Source organism: Rhizobium sp. PDO1-076, from assembly GCF_000247475.1.
In the GTDB taxonomy this organism is placed as follows: domain Bacteria; phylum Pseudomonadota; class Alphaproteobacteria; order Rhizobiales; family Rhizobiaceae; genus Allorhizobium.
In genome coordinates, this window is the sequence record NZ_AHZC01000406.1 from 1 (window position 1) to 24,166 (window position 24,166).

A 24,166-nucleotide genomic window follows, 5' to 3' on the forward strand; every position below is an offset into this window, starting at 1 on the left:
CTTGGCAGGTCCATGCTTTGCGGTACATCCGGGACGTAAAACGCGCGCGAATCAGGATGCGTCAAATGCAGGATGCAGGGGAGAGACCAGCACAGGGCCCGGAATCAAAAACGGCACCCAAGGTGCCGTTTGACAGACGTCGCTTTATGCTGCCGCCGAAAAGGCGGGCTTCCGATTAACGGAAGGAGCGCGAAGCGATATTGCGGATTTCGTAGCGGGTGATGCCGATGTCGCTGAGGGTCTGGTTCGACAGGTTGCCGAGTTCAGCAAGAGTGCGGCGATAGCTCATCCAGTTTTTTGCAATGCGAAGCGGGTTCATGGTCGTTTTCCTTGTGGGATCTTGTTTGCTGATCTGGCGGTTTGTTTCCGCCTCAGCGATTGACCGTCTTATACGCCCGTAGAATAAGATTGTGCAGTGCAAATTCTAGGCGACTGCTATGCATTTGTGCACGATGATGACGATATTAGCAGCAGAGTGCAGAAATTAGGCAGAAGGATTTCCGCCACTCTGCCCTATGATTTCATTGAGAAAAGCGGGCAGGGCTAAAAACGCAGAAGGCCTCCCGCTTGCGGGAGGCCTTCCTGGTTCGTTCCAGTCTGCAGCGCCTGAGCGCCGCGACGGAATTAGCTGTTGACGGCGTGACGGGCGACGCGACGGATGTCTTCGCGGCCAATGCCGAGGTCACGCAGTTCGCGGTCCGACATGCGGCCGAGTTCGGTAATGGTCTGACGATACTTGCGCCAGTTGTTGAGCGAGCGAGCGATGTTCATGGCCTTGCCTCATGGGTTGGGCGCAACTGTCGGCGCCGTGTTCAAATTCGATGACTGGAATATATGCTGCATTGCGAAACGATTGAAGACATAAAGCCTCACACCACCCATGCGCAAATCGCATAACATCAGGGTTAATCAACTGTAAAGTGACGTCTTTTTAGGCTTTTGCCTCTGAGGAGGCGCTGCCGCATTGTGGGGCAGGGCGGCGCAGCAATCCGATCGACCTACGGTCTGGCGGGCAGGCGCGGCAATGTGTTGACATAGAGGGAAAGCCCTTAGCCAAAACGAATAACGCTCACCGGGGGAGGATCCGGTGAGCGTCATTTTGACAGACCAACGACTGGGAGGAGGAGTGTCGCTGGTCATTCGATCCCGCATCGGGAGGAGGATAATGCAGGGCCGAAGGATATTTGACCGTTTCCGGTCAGTCGGGGCTGATGAAAGCTGCTTTCGTCTGCCCTTTGTTGAGTCTGAATATACGCCTGAGTCGCGATATTGTGCAGTGCAATGTCATCATGGAAGCCATGCGCGTTTCGCATGGGCTCCGAGCCATGCTGAACCCTCCGAAAACCCCTAAGCATATGAGGGGCTTTTGTCTTTTTCTCGAATCGCTCAGATCTTCGATTGAGTTTCTCGCCCGACCGTTCCAGACTTCGGCCGGTCTCTTTGTTTTTTGCCTCTGTTGAGGTGGTGGGATCGAAGTCGGGGGGCGGATGTATCGCGGTCATTTGAAACGGGACTTGCAGGAATGGACCCGCAAGGGTTTGATCGACGAGGCGACCGCCGGCCGTTTGCTTGCCGATGTCGATGCCCGGCGTTCCGCGTTCAGCGTCGGCACCGTGCTGGTCATGCTGGCGGCGGTGCTGATCGCCGCTTCCGTGCTGTTGCTGGTGGCGTCGAATTGGCAGGCGATCCCGCGCCTGACCAAGGTCATCGGTATTGTCGCCCTGATCTGGATCTTCAATCTGACGGCGCTGTTGGCCCGGTCGCGGGATGCCGAGCGCCTGGCCGCCGCCTGCCTTGTCCTCGGGGCCGCCAGTTTCGGCGGCGCGATTTCGCTGATCGGCCAGCTCTACCATCTGTCGGGCGACACATTTTCCGCCATGCTGCTTTGGTTCGTTGTCACCGCCATATCTGCGGCGCTCTTCCGCTCCGGCGCGCTGACCGTGATGGCCGGCATTCTGTCCTTCGTTGTCTTCTGGACGGTCATAGATCGATTCGATTATGACTTCCGCTGGCACGAACTGGCCTCCTACTGGCCGCCGGCTGCGGCCGTCGTTCTGGCCGCCCTCACGGTCTGGACCAGGACCAATCCGGCCAAGCATTTCGCCTACCTGCTGCTGCTGTGCTGGTGTGTCTGGTTCTATGTGCTCGGCGATGATCTGCTTTGGGCGACGCTGATGACCGGTGTGGGTGCTGTCGTCTTCTTTGCTTTTGCGCTTCCGGCGTCGCCGCTTTCGCAATGGCGGGGAAAGCTTGGTGCCTCCGTCACCTTCTATCCGCTGCTGCTCGCCTTCATCGGCCTCGGCTATTGGCATGGCAACGCCGTAGATGGCCAGACGAACGCAATCCTGGCCGTCCTGGTGATCGCGCTCTGCCTGGTGGCGCTGGCGCTGGAGGGGCGAGACAATGGCGCGGTGCGTTTCCTCGCCTACATCGTCTTTGCGCTGGAGATCCTCTACCTCTCCTATGAGACCATAGACAGCATTCTCGGAACCTCGGCCTTCTTCCTGCTCTCCGGCCTGGTGGTGGCGGTTCTGGCGTTTCTGGTCATTCGGCTTGAAAAACATTTCGGCCGACGTCCGACGGAGGTGCAGCCATGATTGCAACCAGACGCTTCGCTCTTGCAGCACTCGCCGTCGGCCTCGGCCAGACCGCAATCCTCGGCTACATGGTCGAAAGCCGTGCCAGCATTCTGCGTTATGGCACAGAAATCCTGCTGCAGACGGCACTCGTCGATCCGCGCGACCTGCTGCGCGGCGACTACGTGATCCTCAGCTACGACATCTCGACGATTCCCGCAGCGCTCGTCACCGGCGAAAGGCCTGTCGGCGATGAGAAGATGCCGCTGCAGGTGCGGCTGAGACCCGGTCCGGACGGTTTCTGGACGGTGACGGAAGCCTCTTTCCAGCCATTGCCGGCGATCGACGCAAGCGTGGTCATGCATACCTTGCCCCTGCGTTCCTTTGATGTGCCGAGTGGAACCGATGGCACGGTCTGGGTCACCTACGGCATCGAGAGCTACTATGTGCCGGAAGGCGAGGGGCGCCCGATCGAGGATGGACGCAACACCGGTCGGGTCTCCGTCGCCGTGCGTGTCTCCGAAAGCGGCCAGCCACAGATTCGCGCGCTGATGCTGGATGGCGCTCCGCTTTATCAGGAACCGCTCTACTGATTATCATCAAGCTTTGCGCCAAACCCGGCGCCAGCGCCGGTGCCAAGCCGGGAATGCCTGCATTGTTTGGCCGGGGACGGGTGTCATTTTTCCTTTGCGTGGCGGAAAACGGGTGATATAGAGACGCGCGCTCCGGAGGGGCCATGCGCAAACGCAGCATGCGCTTTTGGACGCGGGTATGGTGAAATTGGTAGACACGCCAGATTTAGGTTCTGGTGCCGCAAGGCGTGGGAGTTCAAGTCTCTCTACCCGCACCAGCTTAGCCGCGCGGGATTGATGTGAGAGGCAGCCTTTGCTGATCCCGTCTGTCCGGCGCCGTTTTGCTTGGCATATGTTTGACGTTAGCGACGCAGCCACGTCCGGGAAAAGAAATTCCGGCGTCGTGCTCAGTGAAACCACCGGCTGTCCGAGCACGGCCGCCACGACATGAAGGTAAGAACATGCAGATTATCGAAACGCTCGCTGAAGGGCTGAAGCGCGAAATCAAGGTCATCATCCCGGCCAAGGATATGGAACAGCAGATGAACGAACGCCTGGCGGATGCCAAGGGCAAGGTTCGCATCAACGGTTTCCGTCCGGGCAAGGTTCCGACCGCGCATCTGAAGAAGATGTATGGCAAGTCGATCATGGCTGAACTCGTCAACGAGATCATCCGCGACCGTCCGAGCGCGATCCTGTCGGAGCGCGGCGAAAAGTCGGCGACCCAGCCGGAAATCGTGATGACCGAGGACGAAGCCGAAGCCGAGAAGATCCTGTCCGCACAGGCCGATCTCGAGTTCACGCTCTCCTACGAAATCATCCCGCCGATCGAACTGAAGTCGGTCGACGGCATCAAGATCGTGCGCGAAGTGGTCGAAGTCTCGGAAGACGAGATCAACGAGCAGATCCTCAAGATCGCTGAAAACGCCCGCACGTTCGAGACCAAGAAGGGCAAGGCCGCTGATGGCGACCGCGTCACCATGGACTATCTCGGCAAGGTCGATGGCGTTGCCTTCGACGGTGGCAAGGATGAAGACGCTGAACTGGTCATCGGTTCGAACCGCTTCATCCCGGGCTTCGAAGCCCAGCTCGTCGGCCTCAAGGCTGGCGACGAAAAGGTCATCAACGTCACCTTCCCGGCTGAATATCCGGCTGCTGACCTGGCTGGCAAGGACGCGACCTTCGACATCACCGTCAAGGAAGTTGCAGCCCCGGCCGCTGTCGAAATCAACGACGAACTGGCAACCAAGCTTGGCGTCGAATCGGTCGACAAGCTGAAGGAAGTCGTTCGCGGCCAGATCGAAAGCCAGTACGGCAACGTCACCCGCCAGAAGGTCAAGCGTCAGATCCTCGACCAGCTCGACACGCTCTACAAGTTCGACGCTCCGTCGAAGCTGATCGATGCCGAGTTCGACAACATCTGGCGCCAGATCAACACCGACCTCGCACAGTCGGGCAAGACCTTTGCTGACGAAGACACGACCGAAGAAGCTGCTCGCGAAGAATACCGCGCGCTGGCCGAGCGTCGCGTCCGTCTCGGTCTCGTTCTGTCCGAAATCGGCGAAAAGGCCGGCATCGAAGTGACCGACGAGGAAATGCAGCGTTCGCTGTTTGCCCAGCTGCAGCAGTTCCCGGGCCAGGAGAAGCAGATCCTCGACTTCTTCCGCAACACTCCGGGTGCATCTGCTTCGCTGCGCGCGCCGATCTTCGAAGAGAAGGTCATCGACAAGCTGCTCGCCGAAGTCAGCGTCACGGACAAGTCCGTGTCGAAGGAAGAGCTGATGGCTGACGACGAGTCTGAAGACGGCGACAAGCCGGCCAAGAAGACCGCCGCCAAGAAGAAGGCTGTTGCCAAGGCTGACGACGCTGCTGAAGGCGAAGAAGCCGCTCCGAAGAAGAAGGCTGCTCCGAAGAAGAAGGCCGCTGAAGGCGACGCCGAATAATCTTCGGCATTCACTGATTGAAATTGCAAAAGGCCGCCCTTTCGGGCGGCCTTTCTGCTTTTGTATTCTTCGTGTGCATGCGGCGGCTTATGAGCGGCTTGCGTGCTTTTGCTTTTGTCCGGAAGATTGCATCACCCGAACAAAGGTTGCGCTATTTAGCGAATTGCCGATTTATCTCATCGCCAGCCGAGGCTTGGTGCGACATGGGTCAGGATGGACTGGAGGACGTGGGCGTTGTAGTCGACACCGAGCTGGTTCGGGACGGTCAGCAGCAGGGTATCGGCCTCGGCGACAGCCTCGTCTCGCTTTAGCTCCTCGATCAGCTTGTCGGGTTCCGCCGCATAGGAGCGGCCGAAGATCGCCCGCGTGTTTTCGTCGATATAGCCGATCGAATCCTGGTCCTTGTTCTGGCCGAAATAGGCGCGGTCCATGTCGTTGACGATGGCAAAGATCGAACGGCTGACGGAAACGCGCGGCGTGCGTGTGTGCCCGGCTTCCTTCCATGCCTCGCGATAGGCGCGGATCTGCTTGGCCTGCTGGATATGGAACGGCTCGCCCGTTTCGTCGTCCTTCAGTGTCGAGCTCTGCAGGTTCATGCCGAGCTTTGCTGCCCAGACGGCGGTGGCATTCGAGCCTGCGCCCCACCAGATGCGATCGCGCAGGCCTTCCGAATGTGGCTCCAGCCGCAGCAGGCCCGGCGGGTTGGGGAACATCGGCCGGGGATTGGGTTTGGCGAAACCTTCGCCCTTCAGCACGTCGAGGAAGACTTCGGCGTGGCGGCGGCCCATGTCGGCATCGCTCTGACCTTCCTCCGGCTGGTAGCCGAAATAGCGCCAGCCTTCGATCACCTGCTCCGGCGAGCCACGGCTGATGCCGAGCTGCAGGCGTCCACGCGAGATCAGGTCGGCAGAGCCGGCATCTTCCGCCATGTAGAGAGGGTTCTCATAGCGCATGTCGATCACGCCGGTGCCGATCTCGATCTTCGAGGTGCGCGCGCCGACGGCGGCCAGCAGCGGGAAGGGCGAGGCGAGCTGACGGGCGAAGTGATGGACGCGGAAATAGGCGCCGTCCGCACCGAGTTCTTCGGCCGCGACCGCAAGGTCGATGGACTGAAGCAGGGTGTCCTGGGCCGAACGCGTGCCGGACTGGGGCGAGGGCGACCAATGACCGAAGGACAGAAAACCGATGTTCTTCATGATGATATGCTTTCGTGATGACGATTGAACCCTAGATGGCATCAAGGTGCCGCATCTCATAGGGGCAACGCGGTGACAGACTGTTTCGGATCCAGAAACAGGGCCGCTCCCGCTCCTCTCAGGCGGTATCAAGGACGAGAGGGCAGTGATCCGAGACTTCCGGCTCTGCGACGACCTCGAAGGTGTTCACGCGAACATTCGGCGTGACCAGCATGTAATCGGCAAAGCGGCCATCTTTCCGGTAGTGCGATGTGCGCGTGTCGGAGAAGCCGCGACCGGTCACAAGGTCGCTGAGGCCAAGCCGGCCGAGTGCTGCAAAGGTCGCGCTGTCGGGCAGCACATTGAAGTCACCGCAGACCACCAGCGGTTCACCTGTGTGCCAGATACGCTTGATCAGGCAAATCAGTGCTTCGGTCTGGCGTTCGCGCGCCGGCGTGTCTTGCTTGCCGGCAGGGTCGCGCAGGCCATGCAACTGGACGACCGTGATCGGTGCACCGGTGTGATGGTCGAAGATCCTGATGCCATGCGCATTGCGCGGCCGCGGATGGGCGCCAAATCCGTTGGCTGAGAAGCTGCCGTGGATGAAGTCAAGTGCCTGGCCGATGATTGGAATGTCCTTGCGCACGAAGGTCGCGATGCCGAACTCCTGCCAGCAGGGTTCGCCGCCGTCCTCAAGCATGCCTCTTGCCGTCGGGCAGAAGATCCCGTCATGGGCCGGCAGAACCGCTGCGATTTCGTCAAACAGATGCGCGCGCTGTTGCAGTTCGATCGATCCGTCGCGATAGGTCAGCCAGTCGTGCCGCGCGCCAGGTGCGCGTGCGACTTCCTGCAGGCAGAGCACGTCGGCGTCGACGGTCGCCAGATAGCGCATCAGCGGCTCGTGGAGCATCCCGCCCCAGAGATTGAGGGAAACAATCTTCATCGAATCCAGTCGCTTGGCCGGGATGGTGAGCCGACAGGATAGTTACACCCTTGTCGCACTTCAAGCGCGCCCGATCCGTCTATGCTCTTTGCTGTCGCTCGACGAAAAGCAGCATCGACACACCGGTTACGGCAAGCGCGACACCGAGCAGGCTTGTTCCCGAATAGCCGAGGAAATGCGAGCCGAGGGCGAAGGCCGCGGCGTTCAGGCCGTTTCCGAGGAATGAATTGATGGGCATGAACGCGGTACCGAGACCAGGGCGTCCGGGAAACAGATCCTGGAAATAGTTGAGCGGCAGGGCCAGCAGCGCGGCGGCAAAGGCAGCACCCGGCAGAGCGAGTCCATAGATGTGCCACGGCGCTGTCGCGAAACTTAACGCCACCATGTAGCCACCATAGGCGAGAGCCGCCGTCACGATGATGCCGACGATGCTGTAGCGTTTCAGCAAGCCTGCCCACATCAGCATGAAGGGGATTTCGATCAGCGCCGTCATGCCGGCAATCAGCCCGACATCCGCGGTCTTGCCGCCGAGCTGCAGGGTCAGGATCAGCGGCCAGATGGTTCCGCTCAGACGCAGGGTCGACGTGATCGCCGCAATCGCGATCAACCGGATCACCATGTCTGGCGCAGCCAGTTCCTTGAGTGCCGAGAAAAAGCCGGGCGCCGAGGTGTCCCGGGCAGTCCGGGATGGTGGCGACTTCAGCACAAGGATCGCACACAGGAGGATGAACAGGCAGAAGAGTGAGGCGAGCCCCCAGGCCCCCAGCATGCTGCCGGATGCCCCAAGCGCCAGCCCCAGACCGGCCGGCGTCACCACCCAGGCAGCCGAGATGACTGCCCGCAACGTCGCATTGACCGAAGCGGCATCCACCGGTTCGAGCTCGCCCGTCTCCAGCCGAGCGCTGGCAAACAGCAGGGAACTGGTAGCGTAGAAGAAAGGGATGACGAGCGAGGTCGCACCGAGGAAGACCGGCACCGACGGATAGAAATAGATGGCACCATAGCCGAGCACCCCCAGGGCCGACATGGCGATCAACATGTGTCGCCGGTCACCCAGCATGTCCGACAGGATGCCAAGCGAGACGCTGATGACGACGGCCGAGATCGACGAGACGAAGACCAGCAGCGAATAGGTCTGGTCGCTCATGCCGAGTGTGCCGATTGCCGTCACCGAAAGATAGGGAATAGTCGCCCCGAACGCAGATCCCTGGGCGAAGATCATCAGCGCGAGGACGAGCAATTGAGGGCGGCCGGCAATCTGGCCGAAGGATGAAGGCATGAAACTGGCTTTGTGCTGATGAAGGCGGGAGCACCCACAAGATGTAGGCGTTTGAAACACCACCATCGCATGAGTCGCTATCGCCGTCAGCCCGTCGCTGGGAAGCATGAAGCGGACGCAGGGCGTTTCACCCCGCGCCGCCTCGTTCTATTCGGCAGCCTTGCGCTCGATTTTCTCCACCTTCAACTCACCCATGCGGTTCCAGGCGTCGAGGCCGGCGATCTTGTAGGCTTCGGCGAGCGTCGGGTAGTTGAAGGTGTTCTCGACGAAATATTCGACCGTGCCTTTGAGATTGAGTACGGCCTGGCCGATATGCACCAGTTCGGTGGCACCTTCGCCGACGATATGCACGCCGAGCAGGCGGCGGGTCTTCAGCGAGAAGATCATCTTCAGCATGCCGCTGTCGAGACCCATGATATGGCCGCGCGAGGTTTCGCGGAAATGGGCTATGCCGCATTCGTAGGGAATGTTGCGCTGGATCACTTCCTCCTCGGTCAGGCCGCAGGTGGAAATTTCCGGTACGGCATAGATGCCATAGGGGAAAAACTGCGGCGGCTCGTGCGAAGGCGCACCGACGGCATGGCGTGCGGCGATACGGCCCTGTTCCATGGACGTCGAGGCAAGGCTCGGGAAACCGACGACGTCGCCGGCCGCATAGATGTTGGGAACGGCGGTCTGGAAGGTTTCGGGATTGACCTTCAGCCGGCCACGATTGTCGGCCTCGAGACCGCAGGCGGAAAGGTTCAGCGTATCGGTGGCACCGACGCGTCCGGCGGCAAACAGCACCATCTCGGCCATCAGCACGCGGCCGTTCTTCAGCGTGACACGGCATTTGCCGTCGATCTTTTCGACCGTCTCGACCGTCTGGCCGAAAATCAGCTTCATGTTGCGGTCGCGCAGCTGGTAGGTGAAGTCCTCGACGATTTCCTTGTCGATGAAGTCGAGCATGGTGTCGCGCGGTTCGACCACGGTGACGGCGGTATCCAGCGCCGAGAAGATCGTCGCATATTCGATGCCGATGACGCCGGCGCCAATGACCACCATCGAGCGCGGCAGCTCCTTGATCTCCAGGATATCGTCACTGTCGAGAATGCTGATGTCATCGAAGGGAACATGCGAGGGGCGGAAAGGCCTTGTGCCGACGGCCAGCAACACGGATTTGGTCTGCACCCGCAGGATTTCGCCATCTTCCTTGGCAACCTCGATGGTGTGGGCATCGACGAATGTCGCCGTGCCACGCATCTGCTGAACGCGGTTGCGCGCGAACTGGTGCTCCAGAACTTCGACTTCGTGGTCCAGCGTGATCAGCAGGCGGCGGCGAAGGTCGTCGGCATTGATCTCCTGCTTGACCCGGTAGCTGCGGCCATAGAAGCCGCGCTCGCGCCAGCCGGTGAGGTTCAGCGCGGTTTCGCGCAGCGTCTTGGAAGGAATGGTGCCGGTATGCACGGAAACACCGCCGACGCGCGTTCCCTTCTCGATCACCAGAACCTTCTTTTCCAGCTTGGCAGCCTGGATAGCGGCGCGGCGCCCGGCCGGGCCGCTGCCGATGACGACAAAGTCGTATTGGTTCATGATATTCGTCCCTGATTCGCGTGCCGGATGCTGCACTGCAATGTGTCCCATGGCGAAACTATCAGGGCAATCTAACCGTTTCGTTATCGACGAGAATTTGCGTCTGTCTGCGACGGAAATTTGCCCTCAAGCGGCAATTCTGCACCACCCCTTATCGGGCGGGTCAGATCAGCCGTAGGCCCTTGAGGCTCGCATGGCCGTCTTTGCCGATGATGATGTGGTCATGGACAGTAATACCGAGAGGCTTGGCCGTGTCGATGATCGTGCGCGTCATATCGATGTCCGCGCGCGACGGTGTCGGGTCGCCGCTTGGATGGTTGTGCACCAGGATAATCGCCGTTGCCGAAAGCTCAAGCGCGCGTTTGACAACCTCGCGCGGATAGACCGGTGTGTGGTCGACGGTGCCACGTCCCTGGATCTCGTCGGCGATCAGCACATTGCGCTTGTCGAGGAAGAGTATACGGAACTGCTCGGTGGTTTCATAGGCCATGGCCGCGTGGCAATAGTCGATCACCGATGACCAGGACGACAGGACCTGCTTGCCGCGCAACTCGCTTTTCAGCATGCGCTGCGCGACGCTGGCGATCAGCTTGAGATCCAGCGCCACCGTTTCACCCACGCCCTTGACCTCCTGCAGCAGGGCCGGCGGCGCGCCGAACACGCCCGCAAGCGTACCGAACCGCGCAATCAGCGCCTTGGCGATCGGCTTGGTATCGCGGCGCGGAATGAGCCGGAACAACAGCAATTCAAGGATTTCGTAGTCGGCCAGTGCGCTTTCGCCGCCGTCGCGAAACCGCGCCCGCAGTCGGTCGCGGTGTCCGTGATAATGCGCATCGGCGGTCTGGGGACTGTTGTCGAGGCTGGGTGAAGGATTCAGCCGGTCGGCACGGGACGTCTGTTCTGCAAAGAAGTGGCGTTCGTCGTGATCCGGGTTGCTGGAAACATCCTGACCCAGATCGACAATGGTGTCGCCGAACAGGGAGCCGTTTTCGGAACGGGGGAGCTTCGCCATCGTCAAACCCTTGCATGGACCATCATAGTCACGCTGCGAGGGCGAGCATGCCGTCTTGATCACCGTCGCGAGGGTATAGTGACATCCCTGCTGTATCGCGCAAGATGCTACAGCACAGTTCTGCGTCGATTGGTTGCAGGCTTGTGCGCGACGGCTAGGAGAGGCCGGGGCGATCGAGGCCGGCAGGCGACAGTGTGAATATTTCGCAGCCCGTCGCAGTCACGCCAACGGCATGTTCGTACTGTGCGGTCAGAGAGCGATCGCGCGTCACCGCAGTCCAGCCGTCAGACAGGACTTTCACATGAGGCTTGCCGAGATTGATCATCGGCTCGATGGTGAAGATCATGCCTTCACGCAGTTCCGGACCTTCGTCGGCGCGGCCGTAATGCAGGATGTTCGGGCTGTCGTGGAACAGACGGCCGACGCCATGGCCGCAGAAATCGCGCACCACCGTGCAGCGTTCCGCTTCGGCATAGGTCTGGATCGCCTCACCGATCGCACCGGTGCGGGCACCGGGACGCACGGCGGTAATGCCGCGCATCAGGCATTCATAGGTCACTTCCATCAGCCGCTCCGCCGCCCGCTTGATTTGGCCGACGGGATACATCCGGCTGGAATCGCCATGCCAGCCGTCCAGGATATAGGTGACATCGATATTGACGATGTCGCCCTCGCGCAGCGGCTTGTCGTCCGGCATGCCATGACAGACAACATGGTTGATCGAGGTGCAGACGGAATATTTGTAGCCGCGATAGTTCAGCGTCGCGGGCAGGGCGCCATTGTCCATACCGAATTCGAAGACGAAGCGATCGATCGCATTGGTCGTCACACCCGGCTTGATCATCGGCACGAGCGCATCAAGGCAGCGTGCGGTCAGCTGGCTGGCGCGGCGCATGCCGTCGAAGTCTTCCGCGCTGTAGAGCCGGATTGCGCCGGTATTCTTGAGCGGTGCCGATGCCGCGTCGATATAGGTTACCATTGAGCCGCTTCCGGATCCCTGTGAATGACAGTCTTTTCCCGTTCATAAAGCAGCAAGGCCCGACAAGTCTATCGGGATCAGCCGCATCGGCGCGATTTTGCAAGGCGTGATGTCGCAGGCGACCGCATAGGCCTCCACGCCGCGGCCTATGGCCCGGACGAAGGCGCGGCCATAAGCGGGGTCGAGATCGGCGCAGATTTGAAACTGCCTGCAATCGCTTCGCTGAATCAGGAACAGCATTGCCGCGCGCCTGCCGGTCTCGACCAGATCGCCCATTTCTTCCAGATGTTTGGCGCCACGCGTCGTCACGCTGTCTGGAAATTCCGCAAGGCCAGCTTCCCGGATGAAATGCACATTCTTCACCTCGACATGCACGCTGCCTTTGGTCGCGTCCTCCAGCAGGATGTCGATGCGCGAATTGCGCCCGTAGCGCTGCTCGCGTTTCAACGTGGAAAAACCGTCAAGGGGTGGGAGCAGGCCTGCGAGAATGGCTTCTTCGGCCAGCCGATTGGGCAGGGCGGTGTTGACGCCGACCACCGTACCGTCTGCTTCCACCAGCTCCATTGCATGACGATATTTCCGCTTCGGCGCGTCGTGGACCGAGAGCCAGATCTGCGAGCCGGGGTCCGTCAGTCCGCGCATCGAGCCTGTATTCGGGCAAAATCCGGTGATCTCCTCGCCACTGTCCAGCACGGCATCGAACAGGAAGCGCTTGTAGCGGCGGATCAACCGGGCAGGGATCAAGGGCGGATCGAAGATCAACGGCAAGTCCTGACCGTGCAGTAAGCGGTCATACGCGTTCCAGCACGTTTCTGCCGGGCGCATCGGCAATTGCGTTCAGCGCGTCGCCACCCGGTTTGCGAGCAGGAACCTGCTTGTGGTCGAGCTTTTCGATCCAGGTCTGCCAATGCGGCCACCAGGAGCCTGCCGTCTCCTCGGCGCTGGCGAGCCAATCCTCATAGCTGCCGCCGGCCTTTCCATGGGTCCAGTACTGGTATTTCTTCTTGTCCGGCGGATTGACCACGCCGGCAATGTGGCCCGATCCCGTCACGACAAATTCGACAGGTCCGCCAAACAGCGCGCTGCCGATGTAAACCGATTTTGCCGGCGCGATATGATCTTCTCGGGTAGCGAGATTGTAGATCGGGATCTTCACCTTCTTCAGCGACAGCGTCTTGCCGGCGAGCTGCATCTGGCCCTGGCTCAGCGTGTTGTTGAGATAGCAATTGCGCAGATAGAAGGAATGGTTGGCCGCCGCCATCCGGGTCGAATCGGAATTCCAGTAGAGCAGGTCGAAGGGCATCGGATCCTGACCCTTCAGATAGTTGTTGACGAAATAGGGCCAGATCAGCTCGGAGGCGCGCAGCATGCTGAATGCTGAGGCCATTTTCGAGCCGTCGAGGTAACCGGTTTCCCGCATCCGGTCCTCCACCCCCTTCAATTGTTCTTCGTCGACAAAGACCTTGAGGTCGCCGGCATAGGTGAAATCCACCTGCGTCGTGAACAAGGTGGCGCTGGCGATGCGGCTGTCCTTCTCCTGTGCATGCAGGGCAAGCGCTGCGGCAAGCAGCGTGCCGCCGACACAATAGCCGATGGCATTGACCTTTTTCTCGCCGGTCGCCTTCTCGATCGTATCCAGCGCGAAGTCGATGCCTTCGCGGATATAGGCCTCCCAATCCTTGTCCGCATGGCGCTCGTCGGGATTGACCCAGGAAATGACGAAGACGGTGTGTCCCTGCTCGACGCACCACTTGATGAAGCTTTTCTGCGGGTTGAGGTCGAGAATGTAGAACTTGTTGATCCATGGCGGGCAGATCAAAAGCGGCCGCTTCAACACGGTATCGGTTGCCGGCGCATACTGGATGACTTCGCAAATATCACTCTGCGCGATCACTTTGCCGGGGGTGATGGCCATATTTTCGCCGACAGCGAATTTGCTGGTGTCTGTCTGGCGAATGCGCAGTTCGCCTTTGCCGGCAGCGATATCCTCGGCCAGCATCTGCATGCCCTTGACCAGATTGGCGCCACTGCTGGCGACCGTTTCCCGGTAGAGCTGCGGGTTCGTGGCGACGAAATTTGCCGGTGAAAGGGCGGCCGTGATCTGGCGGACGTAGAAGGCGGCCTTGTGGCGCGTATGCTCGTCGAGCCCTTCGGCGTCATTGACCATCTTGTCGGCCCAATCGGACAGAACCAGATAGGTCTGGCGGAGGAAATCGAAGAACGGATTGCGCTGCCAGTCCTCGTCGGCGAATCGTTTGTCTTTCGGCAGGGGATCATCGACCGGCGTGTCCGGCGAGGCGGAAAGGCGTGTCAGTGAGCGCGCCCAGATGCCGAAGACGGCGTTCAGCAGGTGGGTCTGCGCTTCCATCGTTCGCTTCGGGTCCGACATCCAGTATTCGGCCAGTTTGGACATCGTCTTGACAAGCTCGGACATCGGTTCGGAGATTGGATCGACAATCTCGCCCCGTTCGCGCGGCGCAAGCCAGCTGGAAGCGGCTTTTCCGAGGTTTTCAAGCGCCTTTGCCGCATTGACGGCCAGAGCCTGCGGATCCTTGACGATATAGGGTTCGAGCAGTTTTGCATCGAATGCCGGACCGGACTGTGCCGTCTCTTCCCGTTTGTTGTCCAAGGCATCCTCCCCAGGATTGTATCTGGCGTCTTTTGTATTTGCGCATCCTGCATGAAAATGACTACAAGTTCCAGCGATTGGCGCATAGTCTTTCGCAGGTAGCGGGAAAATGCACCCTTTGAATTTGCTGGATTTCCGGCAGGCATGCGGATTGTTGAGACCATGGCACAGATGACCTTTAGCCTCGAAAGCTTCGCCCGGCCGGCACACTTGGCCGCCATCATCGGGATGCTCGCCGCAAGCGGATGCCAGTCATCCGCAGAAACGGCAACCGTCACGCAGACCCCTTCGGCGCTGCAGGTGACGGTGGATGATGTGGATGCGCCCGATCAACCGGCGAAGCGCCCGACATCAAAGGATGGCTTCCCGAATTTCGGTGGCTCGTTGAACGCCGCCAATGTCCAGATGAACAACGAAGAAGCAGCAGCACTGCAACTGCAGCTCACGGCCCTGTCCAGCGCGCGCCAGTCCGGAACCATTACCGAAGCCGAATACCAGCGAAAGCTCGCCGAACTGCGCACGCTCGCAACCCAACATGGCCCGGAGACGCAGGCGTTGATCGCCAAATAGCACTTGCCTTTCGGCGGGATTTTCCGCAAAGCAACGAGAGGCTTTCGGCAGGTATTTCAGCGTGACTCGTCGCGCGGGTCGGATTTGCGACAAAATTTGCTGCCAGCGCTTGTGTTGAGATACTATCGTCCGGCTCCGGTTTTGCGGTTCGTTGCGGGGCTGGCGATCACTGGGAAAAACGAACCCGCCTGCCGCGGACAATGCCCGCGCGGTTTCAGGGGTTGAAGATGGAAGAATTTCACAAAGTCCGGCGCTTACCGCCCTACGTTTTCGAACAGGTCAATCGTTTGAAGGCGAGCGCGCGAGCCGGTGGCGCCGACATCATCGACCTTGGCATGGGCAACCCCGATCTTCCGACCCCGCAGGCGATTGTCGACAAGCTCTGCGAAGCCGTTCAGGACCCGCGCACCCATCGCTATTCGTCGTCCAAGGGCATTCCCGGCTTGCGTCGTGCCCAGGCTGCATATTACGCCCGCCGCTTCAATGTGAAGCTGAACCCGGACACGCAGGTCGTGGCCACCCTCGGCTCTAAGGAAGGCTTTGCCAACATGGCGCAGGCGATTACCGCGCCTGGCGACGTGATCCTGTGCCCGAACCCGACCTATCCGATCCATGCCTTCGGGTTCCTGATGACCGGCGGCGTGATCCGCTCGATCCCGGTCGAGCCTGACGAGACGTTTTTCCCACCGCTTGAGCGCGCTGTTCGCCATTCGATCCCCAAGCCGCTGGCGTTGATCATCAACTATCCGTCGAACCCGACGGCACGCGTGGCGACGCTTGATTTCTACAAGGACGTGATCGCCTTTGCGAAGAAGCACGATATCATCGTGCTGTCCGACCTTGCCTATTCCGAAATCTACTTCGACGACACGCCGCCGCCTTCCGTTCTGGAAGTTCCGGGTGCCATGGATGTCGCGGTCGAATTCACCTCGATGTCCAAGACTTTTTCCATGCCCGGATGGCGCATGGGCTTTGCAGTCGGCAATGAACGGCTGATTTCCGCACTTACCCGCGTCAAGTCCTATCTCGACTATGGTGCGTTCACGCCGATCCAGGTTGCTGCGACCCACGCACTGAACGGCGACGGTTCCGACATTGCCGAAGTCCGCTCGATCTATAAGCGTCGCCGCGATGTCATGGTTGAAAGCTTCGGCAAGGCTGGCTTTGAAGTGCCGCCGCCGGCAGCGACCATGTTCGCCTGGGCCAAGATCCCGGAAAAGTTCCGTCATCTCGGTTCGCTGGAATTCTCCAAGCTGCTGGTCGAAAAGGCCGATGTCGCCGTGGCCCCGGGTATCGGGTTTGGCGAAATGGGCGACGAATATGTACGCCTCGCGCTGGTCGAGAACGAGCATCGCATTCGCCAGGCTGCCCGCAGCATCAAGAAGTTCCTGTCGACCGCCGACGAGACGATGCACAACGTCATTTCGCTCAACGCCCACCGCTGAGCGTTATCGTTGAGCGCCTAACGTTGCGTTTCTTGGGCGGCCCGCTTGCGGCCGCCTATTTCCATTATCTGATTATGTCAGGACTGATCCATGGCTGATGCCCTTAAAATTGGCGTGGCGGGTCTTGGTACCGTTGGTGCCTCGCTCGCCCGTATCCTCCAGCAGCGTTCGAATGCGCTGACCGTTGCCTGTGGCCGTCCGATCATCGTCACGGCGGTCTCGGCGCGCGACAAGGCCAAGGATCGCGGCATCGACATGTCCGGCATGCAGTGGTTCTCCGATCCGGTGGACATGGCCAACAACGCCGATATCGACGTTTTCGTCGAGCTCGTTGGCGGCTCTGAAGGCGCCGCTGACCTGTCTGTGCGTGCCGCACTCGGCCGGGGCCTGCATGTGGTGACCGCCAACAAGGCCCTGTTGGCACGCTGCGGCGTCGAATTGGCCAAGCTGGCTGAGGAGAAAGGCCTTCTGCTCAATTACGAAGCGGCGGTTGCCGGTGGCATTCCGGTCATCAAGACGCTACGCGAGTCGCTGACCGGCAATAATTTCTCCCGCATCTACGGGATCATGAACGGCACCTGCAATTACATCCTCACCAAGATGGAGAAGGAAGGGCTTTCCTTTGCCGATTGCCTGAAGGAAGCCCAGCGCCTCGGTTATGCGGAGGCTGATCCTGCCTTCGACATCGAAGGCAATGACACCGCCCACAAGCTGGCGATCCTGACGACGCTGGCCTTCGGTTCGGAAATCGCCGCCGACAAGATCTATCTCGAAGGCATCACCAATATCTCGATCGAGGACATTCATGCGGCCGCCGATCTCGGCTATCGCATCAAGCTGCTGGGTGTTGCCCAGAAGACGGACAGCGGGATCGAACAGCGCGTGCATCCGACCATGGTTCCGCTCGATTCGGTCATCGCCCAGGTCGATGGCGTGACCAACGCCGTGGCGCTGGAATCCGATATTCTTGGCGAATTGCTGATGGTCGGCCCCGGCGCCGGCGGCAATGCAACCGCCTCGGCGGTACTCGGCGATATTACCGACATTGCCAAGAGCCGTCCGGGTGCGCAGGACGTTCCGGTGCTCGGTCGCCCGGCGCATCTGCTCGAACCGTATCGCCAGGCCGAAATGCAGAGCCACGAAGGCGGTTATTTCATCCGTCTGACGGTGCAGGATCGCACCGGCGTGTTCGCCAGCATCGCGACCAAGATGGCGGAAAACAGCATTTCGCTGGAATCCATCGTCCAGCATTCGAAACAGCCGGTTGTTGCCGGCAAGCCGCAGACGATCATCCTCGTCACCCATGCAACCATGGAAAGCGCTGTGCGCCGCGCCGTCGAAGCGATCAAGCATGAGGGTTATCTGGTTGGCGAGCCGCAGATGATTCGCATCGAACGGCCGAAGTCTTAAGTCTAGTGCGCTGCAGCGATCTCGGGAAATTCGCCCGATTTCGCTGCTGCGTCTGCGAAGCAGTTGATCCAATTGGCGCGAAAAATACGCGCCACGTACAAAAAATCGACCTCCACTCTCGCCATGCTGGTGCCCGCGCGGTAGATTGTCGCTGTCTGTCAGGTTCTTGGGGAGGAGCCTTAGCGATGAGTGTGGGAAAGACATGGGTCTCTCCGGCGGATTTCGCCGGATGCGACACATTCGAGCACAACCAGCCTGATGCCCAACGATGGTCAATCTCCGCGTCACATGCTGACGGCTGGGATGCCTCGGCCGATGGCATGTCGGACTGGGTGGTGCTCTTGGCCTTCTTGTGTGCCATGGTCGTGCCATTCGCCTTCGTGGCCTGGGTGATGGCGTAATCTGCAAAAGCATGGTTGGCGTGCTTGCATCTGAGGCCGGCTTGCCTCTGGTCATTTTTGTCAGGACCGCTAGAACAGCGGACGGATGATGGTTCGAGCTTCCAGCTGGGACATCGTCCATCCCGTCGTCACGACGCGGCGCCTTTAGGTGCTGTCCGGTCGTGTTGCAAAGCGAGTCCCATGTCCGAACCGGTAGATCCCGTCCAGCGCGCTTTTCTTGGTGTCGAGCAATCCGTCAGTGGTCAGCGCTGGATGAACCGCGCCGATCAGGCGGCGCAGAACAGGGCGCTCGCCATGAGCCAGGTGCACGGCATCCCGGAACTGGTGGCCCGCGTGCTCGCGGGCAGGGGCGTCGGCGTCGACGAGGCGCCGGCCTTTCTCGATCCGACCATCCGAAACCTGATGCCGGATCCATCGCGCCTGACCGATTGCGACGCCGCGGCAGAACGTATCTGTGCTGCCGTCAACCGCAGTGAGCGCGTCGCCATTTTCGGCGACTATGACGTGGATGGCGCGGCGTCCTCGGCGCTGATGTACCGATTTCTGCATCATTTCGGCATCGACGCCGAGATTTACATCCCGGACCGGATCTTCGAAGGTTATGGACCGAATGCTGCGGCCATCGATCAATTGATCGATCGCGGCGCGCAGCTGATCATCACGGTCGACTGTGGTTCGACCAGCATTGAGGCGCTGGGCGCCGCCGAACGCCGCAACATCGATGTGGTTGTGATCGATCATCACCAGATGAGCCACGAGATGCCGCCCTGTCATGCACTGGTCAATCCCAATCGCGAGGACGATCTGTCGGGGCTGGGGCATCTTTGTGCAGCCGGTGTTGTCTTCATGGTTCTGGTGGCCTGCCTGAGGCGTCTGCGCGAGGAAGGGCATGCCTATGCCCGCTCCCTCGACCTGCTCGCCTGGCTCGACCTTGTGGCGCTGGCCACGGTCTGCGACGTGGTGCCGTTGAAGGGCCTGAACCGTGCCTATGTCAACAAGGGGCTGATTGCCGCCCGCCACCAGAACAATGCGGGTCTTGCGTCACTGCTGCGCATCGCCGGCATCGGCGGCCCCGTCACGCCCTATCATTTCGGCTTTCTTGTCGGGCCGCGAATCAATGCCGGCGGACGGATCGGCGATGCGGCTCTGGGCAGTCGCCTGCTGACGTTGGAAGAGCCTGCCGAAGCCGACAAGATTGCCACCAAGCTGGATGAACTCAACCGCGAACGGCAGGCCATGGAAGCCATCATGCTGGCCGAGGCGGAGGCCGAAGCCATGGCCGAATATGGTACGGGCGAAACGGCCTCGGTCATCGTCACGGCGCGGGAAAACTGGCACCCAGGCATCGTCGGCCTGCTGGCGGCCCGCCTGAAGGAGCGCTTCAAGCGGCCGGCCTTCGCCATCGCATTCGACCCATCCGGCAAGGGTGCGGGCTCAGGCCGCTCGATCAACGGTTTTGACATCGGAAAAATGGTGCAGGCAGCCGTCGACAATGGCCTGCTGGTCAAGGGCGGCGGCCATGCGATGGCGGCCGGCTTGACGGTCGAGCGTGGTAATCTTGGCCGATTGCGCGCCTTTTTCGACGAGCAGGCGGCGACCCAGGTCGCAGCGCTTGCGTCCAATCAGACACTGAAGATCGACGGCGCGATCGGCGCGTCGGGCGCCACGCTGGCGCTGATCGACCAGCTCGAGGCCGCCGGTCCGTACGGTTCGGGTCATGCACAGCCGATCTTTGCCGTGCCGATGCACCGGCTGCGCGATGTGCGCCCGGTCGGCACGACGCATGTGAAGATCACGCTGGAGGCGCTGGATGGCAGCAAGCTCGAAGGTATCGCCTTCCGCGCGGCGGAAACCGAACTCGGCCATTTCCTGATGAACAATCGCGGCAATCAGGTTCATGTGGCCGGCACGCTGGGCGCCGATCATTGGCAGGGGAACCGCCGCATTCAACTGCGCGTGCTCGATGCCGCAAAGGCACCGTAACTTACGTAACGTGAGAAAAGTATCTTATGGGAAAGTGGCACGCCCTAGGGGAGTCGAACCCCTCTTCCCAGAATGAAAATCTGGTGTCCTAACCGATAGACGAAGGGCGCCTGCGCTTCGTGGCGCCCTTATGGCCGGGCGAGGTGATTCCTGCAAGCCTATTTTTCGCGTGACAGTGGTTTTTTCCACAGCCTCCAGCGAAAATACAGAACCAGAAAAAACAATGCACAGCGAATGGGTTAGCGTAAAGCTTTCCCATTGTTATCCACAGCTTGTGAAGGAAGAAGAAGTGGCACGCCCTAGGGGAGTCGAACCCCTCTTCCCAGAATGAAAATCTGGTGTCCTAACCGATAGACGAAGGGCGCATACGCTTCGTGGCGCCCTTATAGTCAGGGCGATTTGATCCGGCAAGCGGAAACTTGCCGTTGTTCATGAGAAAATTCGATCGCTGACCGGCCGGGAGAAATGTAGGAAAACCCGCAATATCTGTGGGGTCCGCAGAGTTCAATTCCTGAGGGGAAGTTCAATTTTCCGGAAGAGAATGGAGTGGCACGCCCTAGGGGAGTCGAACCCCTCTTCCCAGAATGAAAATCTGGTGTCCTAACCGATAGACGAAGGGCGCGTGCGCTCCGTGGCGCCCTTATAGTCAGGGGCATGCAAAGCCGCAAGCGCCATTTTTCGATTTTTTCAAAAAAATGACAGTCGCATCCGGCATGTGGAAAACCGTGAAAACCGAATGATTCAGTAGCCTTGACCGAAGTGGCGGTTCCGCTCTCCGGCTAGCGTGGCCTTTGAGGGGCTCAGAGCTTCGGTGCCTCCGCATTCTTCTTGCCGGTCAGCATTCGGCGTAGCGACGACATGAATTTGTTCTTTTTCTGCTGCGCGGCCGGCGTGGCTTCGGCGGCGTCAGCACCGACCGGGATCGCGGCTAGGCCGGGATCGACAGTCACAGTTGCGCCTGCCTGGGCTTGCGTCGCTGGGGCTGGAGCGGGGGCATAGGAGTGCATCTTGCGCTTCGGCCGAGGGTCGGACAGGCGCTTGAGTACCGGAGGGCCGTCTTCCTGGGCAACCGGTGCGACAGCAACGGTTCCGGCATCGGCCTCCGCTTCGGTGAGTGGAAGCGCATCGGCGGGAATATCGACGATTCCCTGCGGTTGCTGTGCCGACGGGCTGAACAGGCTCTTGCTCATCGCGTTGATCTTCATGGTCGGCATGTCGCTGGGCACGATGCTGGAAGATCCGGCAACTTCGGTCGGCTGAGGTTTGGCCGTTGGGCTGGTATCCGTGGGCTCGACTGCCGGAGCGCTGTCCGGAGCGCTGGCCGAAGCGGAGAACAGGCTATTGTTGCCCGCGTCGACGCGGGCAGGCTGCATGATGACCTGGCTAAGATCGGCCGGTTGCTGCTGTTGCGTGACCGCCATGACTTCGGGCGGCGGTTCGGCGATATCGGCATAGGCGGCCGCCATGGTCGAGGATTTGGATGCGTTATGGCCCGGGCCCGGTTCATAGAGCGGCAGTTCGCCATTGGTGGATGATGTCGCCGCCGTCGTGCCAGCACCTCCGGCCGCGACCACCAGCGGATCGACATAGCCTTTGTTCTTGGCGATGGCCTTGCCGCTCGCAGCAACCGGTTGGGCCGCGTTGCCCAGAGACATCACTTCATCGGCACTGCTCTGGCAGGAGGCCAGCATCAGTGCGGACAGCATCGCAGCCGTGCGCAAGGGGGATGTGCGGGAAAGAAGGAAACTGCTCATCTTGGCCTCTGTCCTGTCGGAGGGCCCCGGTCAGGGGCTGGAGGCGCCGCGAACGGCGCGCTCCGTCAGAACCCAATTAAGCACGCAAACTTGCGCGAGGCGGGCTTACCAGGCGCCGGTGTTCGGCATTGACAGCCACGGTTCGGCCGGTGCCAGGCTTTCGCCCTTCTGCAGGATCTCGATGGAGATGCCGTCAGGCGAGCGGACAAAGGCCATGTGGCCGCAACGGGGCGGGCGGTTGATCGTGACGCCCGCATCCATCAGCTTCTGGCAGATCGCATAGATGTCATCGACCTCATAGGCGAGGTGGCCGAAATTGCGACCGCCGGCATAGTCCTCGGTGTCCCAGTTATAGGTCAGTTCGAGGCACGGTGCGGAATGGGCTTTTGCCTGGTCGACATCTTCGTCGGCAACGAGAAAGACCAGCGTAAACCGTCCTTTGTCGTTTTCGTAACGACGGATCTCTTTCAGGCCAAAAATGTTACAATAGAAGTCGAGTGAGGCATCCAGGTCTTTGACCCGGACCATTGTGTGCAAATAGCGCATGAGCGTTCTCCCTGATAACTGACGTGATATGGAACAGTGGACAGGTTCGAGCAAGGCTAAGTCTGCAAAAGGTTCTGGGTAAATATCAAACTAGGGCTTGCGCTGGTCCGTTAACGGAATGTTAATCTGATCGACAAGAATCGGTTAACCCTACAATGTGACGCGTTTTCGAGGGGCTTGGGGAAATGGCGGACAAGATATCATCGAAAGGGCTCGCTGGTTTCGAGGAGCTGTCTGGCGATGCTGTAGACCTTATTGAGATCACCGGCGTCGTTAAGTGGTTTGACGTCGCCAAGGGGTTCGGGTTTATCATACCGGACAACGGCATGCAGGATGTGCTCTTGCACGTCACATGCCTTCGTCGCGACGGGTATCAGACCATTCTGGAAGGCACGCGCATCGTCGCGCTGATCCAGAAGCGTGACCGCGGTTACCAGGCCTTCCGCATACTTTCCATGGACCAGTCGACGGCGGTACATCCGTCGCAGCTGCCGCCTGTGCGCACGCATGTGCAGGTCACGGCGACAAGCGGACTGGAGCGTGCGCTGGTAAAATGGTTCAATCGCACCAAGGGCTTCGGCTTCCTGACGCGCGGCGAAGGCACGGAAGACATCTTCGTTCATATGGAAACGCTGCGCCGCTTCGGTCTGACCGAGCTGCGCCCCGGCCAGACGGTGCTGGTGCGTTTCGGCCCCGGCGACAAGGGTCTGATGGCGGCGGAAATACATCCGGACAATCCATCGCCCGCAACAATGGCGCATTGATCCGATGGTCTCGTCTGTCCAGAAATTGAAAAGCGCCGTCCTGGCGCTTTTTTTGTTGCTCGGCTTCGTCCTTCCATCCCTTGCCGAGGTCACGTTTGCCACCGGCAAGCTGACCATTCTGACAACGACCGGCGAGAAGCGGGAATTCGATGTCGAATGGGCGATCAGCATGGAGCAGCGGGCGAGGGGGCTGATGCAGCGCGAGCAGCTCGCGGATGACGCCGGCATGCTGTTCGATTTCGGCGAAAGCCGCATGGTGACGATGTGGATGGCCAACACGCCGCTGTCGCTCGACATGCTGTTCATCAATGAGACAGGCCGAATCGTCCGTGTCGCCGAGCGCACAACGCCGTTTTCCGAAGCCATCGTCGGTTCCGGCGAACCGGTGCGTTATGTCCTAGAGATTCGCGGCGGTCGGGCAGGCGAACTGGGGATCACTGCAGGTGGCCGTTTGAACCTGCCGCTTGCGGTTCCGAATGGGCCGCAGCCCTGAGGATTTTCATTTTGTGCAAATACCTGCTGGGAAACCGCTTTTTTACTGTTGCGGCGCACAGGTGAACCGTGTATTCCGGCAAACATTGCTGGAACGGAGTGTAGCGCAGCCTGGTAGCGC

At 60.2% G+C, this 24,166-nt stretch carries 22 protein-coding genes and 4 tRNA genes; 11 read left to right on the forward strand and 15 right to left on the reverse strand.

Features of this window, described 5'->3' with window-relative positions; all coding sequences use genetic code 11:
* Nucleotides 1-175: 175 nt before the first annotated feature.
* Both PDO_RS27445 and PDO_RS27450 read right to left on the reverse strand, forming a co-directional pair.
* Nucleotides 176-319 carry a DUF1127 domain-containing protein gene (locus PDO_RS27445; RefSeq protein ID WP_007606944.1) on the reverse strand — a complete coding sequence of 48 codons (144 nt, stop codon included), beginning with the start codon at nt 317-319 and terminating at the stop codon, nt 176-178.
* 305 nt (nt 320-624) lie between these two features.
* Nucleotides 625-771, reverse strand: coding sequence for a DUF1127 domain-containing protein (locus PDO_RS27450; protein ID WP_007606945.1), 147 nt, complete (start codon nt 769-771; stop codon nt 625-627).
* A gap of 743 nt (nt 772-1,514) precedes the next feature.
* Between PDO_RS27450 and PDO_RS21735 the strand changes: the two genes are divergently transcribed.
* The 4 genes from PDO_RS21735 to tig all read left to right on the forward strand — a co-directional run bounded on the left by PDO_RS21735 (nt 1,515) and on the right by tig (nt 5,091).
* A complete protein-coding gene (locus PDO_RS21735; RefSeq protein ID WP_244426502.1) occupies nt 1,515-2,597 on the forward strand; it encodes a DUF2157 domain-containing protein in 1,083 nt (360 codons plus the stop codon).
* On the forward strand, nt 2,594-3,169 hold the full coding sequence (locus PDO_RS21740; RefSeq protein WP_007606947.1) for a GDYXXLXY domain-containing protein: 576 nt from the start codon (nt 2,594-2,596) through the stop codon (nt 3,167-3,169). The genes PDO_RS21735 and PDO_RS21740 overlap by 4 nt, the downstream gene beginning before the upstream one ends.
* A 172-nt stretch (nt 3,170-3,341) precedes the next feature.
* Nucleotides 3,342-3,426, forward strand: a tRNA-Leu gene (locus tag PDO_RS21745).
* A gap of 183 nt (nt 3,427-3,609) precedes the next feature.
* Nucleotides 3,610-5,091 (forward strand): trigger factor, encoded by a 1,482-nt coding sequence (tig, locus tag PDO_RS21750; RefSeq protein WP_007606949.1) that lies wholly within the window; start codon nt 3,610-3,612, stop codon nt 5,089-5,091.
* A gap of 176 nt (nt 5,092-5,267) precedes the next feature.
* On the opposite strand, the gene PDO_RS21755 is transcribed toward tig, so the two are convergent.
* The 8 genes from PDO_RS21755 to PDO_RS21790 all read right to left on the reverse strand — a co-directional run bounded on the left by PDO_RS21755 (nt 5,268) and on the right by PDO_RS21790 (nt 14,680).
* A complete protein-coding gene (locus tag PDO_RS21755) occupies nt 5,268-6,287 on the reverse strand; it encodes an LLM class flavin-dependent oxidoreductase (RefSeq protein ID WP_007606951.1) in 1,020 nt (339 codons plus the stop codon).
* A 118-nt stretch (nt 6,288-6,405) separates the two neighbouring features.
* The gene (locus PDO_RS21760; protein ID WP_007606952.1) at nt 6,406-7,209 is read right to left on the reverse strand and encodes an endonuclease/exonuclease/phosphatase family protein; all 804 of its coding nucleotides are present in this window, start codon (nt 7,207-7,209) and stop codon (nt 6,406-6,408) included.
* Nucleotides 7,210-7,288: 79 nt separating this feature from the next.
* Nucleotides 7,289-8,488 (reverse strand): MFS transporter, encoded by a 1,200-nt coding sequence (locus PDO_RS21765; protein ID WP_007606953.1) that lies wholly within the window; start codon nt 8,486-8,488, stop codon nt 7,289-7,291.
* 147 nt (nt 8,489-8,635) lie between these two features.
* The gene (gene sthA / locus PDO_RS21770; RefSeq protein ID WP_007606955.1) at nt 8,636-10,060 is read right to left on the reverse strand and encodes a Si-specific NAD(P)(+) transhydrogenase; all 1,425 of its coding nucleotides are present in this window, start codon (nt 10,058-10,060) and stop codon (nt 8,636-8,638) included.
* 163 nt (nt 10,061-10,223) lie between these two features.
* Nucleotides 10,224-11,039 carry a RadC family protein gene (gene radC / locus PDO_RS21775; RefSeq protein WP_458574667.1) on the reverse strand — a complete coding sequence of 272 codons (816 nt, stop codon included), beginning with the start codon at nt 11,037-11,039 and terminating at the stop codon, nt 10,224-10,226.
* 187 nt (nt 11,040-11,226) lie between these two features.
* Complete coding sequence (map, locus tag PDO_RS21780; protein WP_007606958.1) at nt 11,227-12,051, reverse strand: type I methionyl aminopeptidase; 825 nt, start codon at nt 12,049-12,051, stop codon at nt 11,227-11,229.
* A gap of 42 nt (nt 12,052-12,093) precedes the next feature.
* Nucleotides 12,094-12,813 carry a DNA/RNA nuclease SfsA gene (gene sfsA / locus PDO_RS21785; RefSeq protein ID WP_007606959.1) on the reverse strand — a complete coding sequence of 240 codons (720 nt, stop codon included), beginning with the start codon at nt 12,811-12,813 and terminating at the stop codon, nt 12,094-12,096.
* Nucleotides 12,814-12,841: 28 nt separating this feature from the next.
* Nucleotides 12,842-14,680, reverse strand: coding sequence for a PHA/PHB synthase family protein (locus tag PDO_RS21790; protein ID WP_007606960.1), 1,839 nt, complete (start codon nt 14,678-14,680; stop codon nt 12,842-12,844).
* A 162-nt stretch (nt 14,681-14,842) separates the two neighbouring features.
* Here PDO_RS21790 and PDO_RS21795 point away from each other — a divergent pair, with 162 nt between their 5' ends.
* From PDO_RS21795 to recJ, 5 genes are all read left to right on the forward strand, one after another.
* On the forward strand, nt 14,843-15,250 hold the full coding sequence (locus PDO_RS21795) for an SHOCT domain-containing protein (RefSeq protein ID WP_244426503.1): 408 nt from the start codon (nt 14,843-14,845) through the stop codon (nt 15,248-15,250).
* A 227-nt stretch (nt 15,251-15,477) separates the two neighbouring features.
* The gene (locus PDO_RS21800) at nt 15,478-16,695 is read left to right on the forward strand and encodes an LL-diaminopimelate aminotransferase (protein ID WP_007606964.1); all 1,218 of its coding nucleotides are present in this window, start codon (nt 15,478-15,480) and stop codon (nt 16,693-16,695) included.
* 90 nt (nt 16,696-16,785) lie between these two features.
* Nucleotides 16,786-18,105: a homoserine dehydrogenase gene (locus tag PDO_RS21805; protein WP_007606966.1), complete on the forward strand. Its 1,320-nt coding sequence runs from the start codon at nt 16,786-16,788 to the stop codon at nt 18,103-18,105.
* Between the two features lie 185 nt (nt 18,106-18,290).
* Nucleotides 18,291-18,506, forward strand: a complete 216-nt coding sequence (locus PDO_RS21810) for a hypothetical protein (protein ID WP_007606968.1) — start codon at nt 18,291-18,293, stop codon at nt 18,504-18,506.
* A 180-nt stretch (nt 18,507-18,686) separates the two neighbouring features.
* Entirely contained in the window at nt 18,687-20,489 is a 1,803-nt protein-coding gene (gene recJ / locus PDO_RS21815; RefSeq protein ID WP_007606971.1) for a single-stranded-DNA-specific exonuclease RecJ, read from the forward strand.
* A gap of 35 nt (nt 20,490-20,524) precedes the next feature.
* Here the strand turns inward: recJ and PDO_RS21820 are convergent.
* From PDO_RS21820 to gloA, 5 genes are all read right to left on the reverse strand, one after another.
* Nucleotides 20,525-20,599 (reverse strand) — tRNA-Glu (locus tag PDO_RS21820).
* Between the two features lie 180 nt (nt 20,600-20,779).
* Nucleotides 20,780-20,854 (reverse strand) — tRNA-Glu (locus tag PDO_RS21825).
* Between the two features lie 182 nt (nt 20,855-21,036).
* Nucleotides 21,037-21,111: transfer RNA gene (locus PDO_RS21830), tRNA-Glu, on the reverse strand.
* A gap of 178 nt (nt 21,112-21,289) precedes the next feature.
* Nucleotides 21,290-22,243: a hypothetical protein gene (locus PDO_RS21835; protein ID WP_007606973.1), complete on the reverse strand. Its 954-nt coding sequence runs from the start codon at nt 22,241-22,243 to the stop codon at nt 21,290-21,292.
* A 105-nt stretch (nt 22,244-22,348) separates the two neighbouring features.
* Nucleotides 22,349-22,789, reverse strand: coding sequence for a lactoylglutathione lyase (gloA, locus tag PDO_RS21840; protein ID WP_007606975.1), 441 nt, complete (start codon nt 22,787-22,789; stop codon nt 22,349-22,351).
* 185 nt (nt 22,790-22,974) lie between these two features.
* Here gloA and PDO_RS21845 point away from each other — a divergent pair, with 185 nt between their 5' ends.
* Nucleotides 22,975-23,553 (forward strand): cold-shock protein, encoded by a 579-nt coding sequence (locus tag PDO_RS21845; protein ID WP_007606977.1) that lies wholly within the window; start codon nt 22,975-22,977, stop codon nt 23,551-23,553.
* A gap of 4 nt (nt 23,554-23,557) precedes the next feature.
* Nucleotides 23,558-24,046: a DUF192 domain-containing protein gene (locus tag PDO_RS21850; protein WP_007606982.1), complete on the forward strand. Its 489-nt coding sequence runs from the start codon at nt 23,558-23,560 to the stop codon at nt 24,044-24,046.
* The last annotated feature ends 120 nt before the right edge of the window (nt 24,047-24,166 follow it).

Bases quoted from the DNA above. Each gene is read 5' to 3' on its own strand.
- PDO_RS27445 (WP_007606944.1), bottom strand. From the start codon at position 319: ATGAACCCGCTTCGCATTGCAAAAAACTGGATGAGCTATCGCCGCACT.
- PDO_RS27450 (WP_007606945.1), bottom strand. From the start codon at position 771: ATGAACATCGCTCGCTCGCTCAACAACTGGCGCAAGTATCGTCAGACC.
- PDO_RS21740 (WP_007606947.1), top strand. From the start codon at position 2,594: ATGATTGCAACCAGACGCTTCGCTCTTGCAGCACTCGCCGTCGGCCTC.
- tig (WP_007606949.1), top strand. From the start codon at position 3,610: ATGCAGATTATCGAAACGCTCGCTGAAGGGCTGAAGCGCGAAATCAAG.
- PDO_RS21755 (WP_007606951.1), bottom strand. From the start codon at position 6,287: ATGAAGAACATCGGTTTTCTGTCCTTCGGTCATTGGTCGCCCTCGCCC.
- PDO_RS21760 (WP_007606952.1), bottom strand. From the start codon at position 7,209: ATGAAGATTGTTTCCCTCAATCTCTGGGGCGGGATGCTCCACGAGCCG.
- PDO_RS21765 (WP_007606953.1), bottom strand. From the start codon at position 8,488: ATGCCTTCATCCTTCGGCCAGATTGCCGGCCGCCCTCAATTGCTCGTC.
- sthA (WP_007606955.1), bottom strand. From the start codon at position 10,060: ATGAACCAATACGACTTTGTCGTCATCGGCAGCGGCCCGGCCGGGCGC.
- map (WP_007606958.1), bottom strand. From the start codon at position 12,051: ATGGTAACCTATATCGACGCGGCATCGGCACCGCTCAAGAATACCGGC.
- PDO_RS21795 (WP_244426503.1), top strand. From the start codon at position 14,843: ATGGCACAGATGACCTTTAGCCTCGAAAGCTTCGCCCGGCCGGCACAC.
- PDO_RS21800 (WP_007606964.1), top strand. From the start codon at position 15,478: ATGGAAGAATTTCACAAAGTCCGGCGCTTACCGCCCTACGTTTTCGAA.
- PDO_RS21805 (WP_007606966.1), top strand. From the start codon at position 16,786: ATGGCTGATGCCCTTAAAATTGGCGTGGCGGGTCTTGGTACCGTTGGT.
- PDO_RS21810 (WP_007606968.1), top strand. From the start codon at position 18,291: ATGAGTGTGGGAAAGACATGGGTCTCTCCGGCGGATTTCGCCGGATGC.
- recJ (WP_007606971.1), top strand. From the start codon at position 18,687: ATGTCCGAACCGGTAGATCCCGTCCAGCGCGCTTTTCTTGGTGTCGAG.
- PDO_RS21835 (WP_007606973.1), bottom strand. From the start codon at position 22,243: ATGAGCAGTTTCCTTCTTTCCCGCACATCCCCCTTGCGCACGGCTGCG.
- gloA (WP_007606975.1), bottom strand. From the start codon at position 22,789: ATGCGCTATTTGCACACAATGGTCCGGGTCAAAGACCTGGATGCCTCA.
- PDO_RS21845 (WP_007606977.1), top strand. From the start codon at position 22,975: ATGGCGGACAAGATATCATCGAAAGGGCTCGCTGGTTTCGAGGAGCTG.
- PDO_RS21850 (WP_007606982.1), top strand. From the start codon at position 23,558: ATGGTCTCGTCTGTCCAGAAATTGAAAAGCGCCGTCCTGGCGCTTTTT.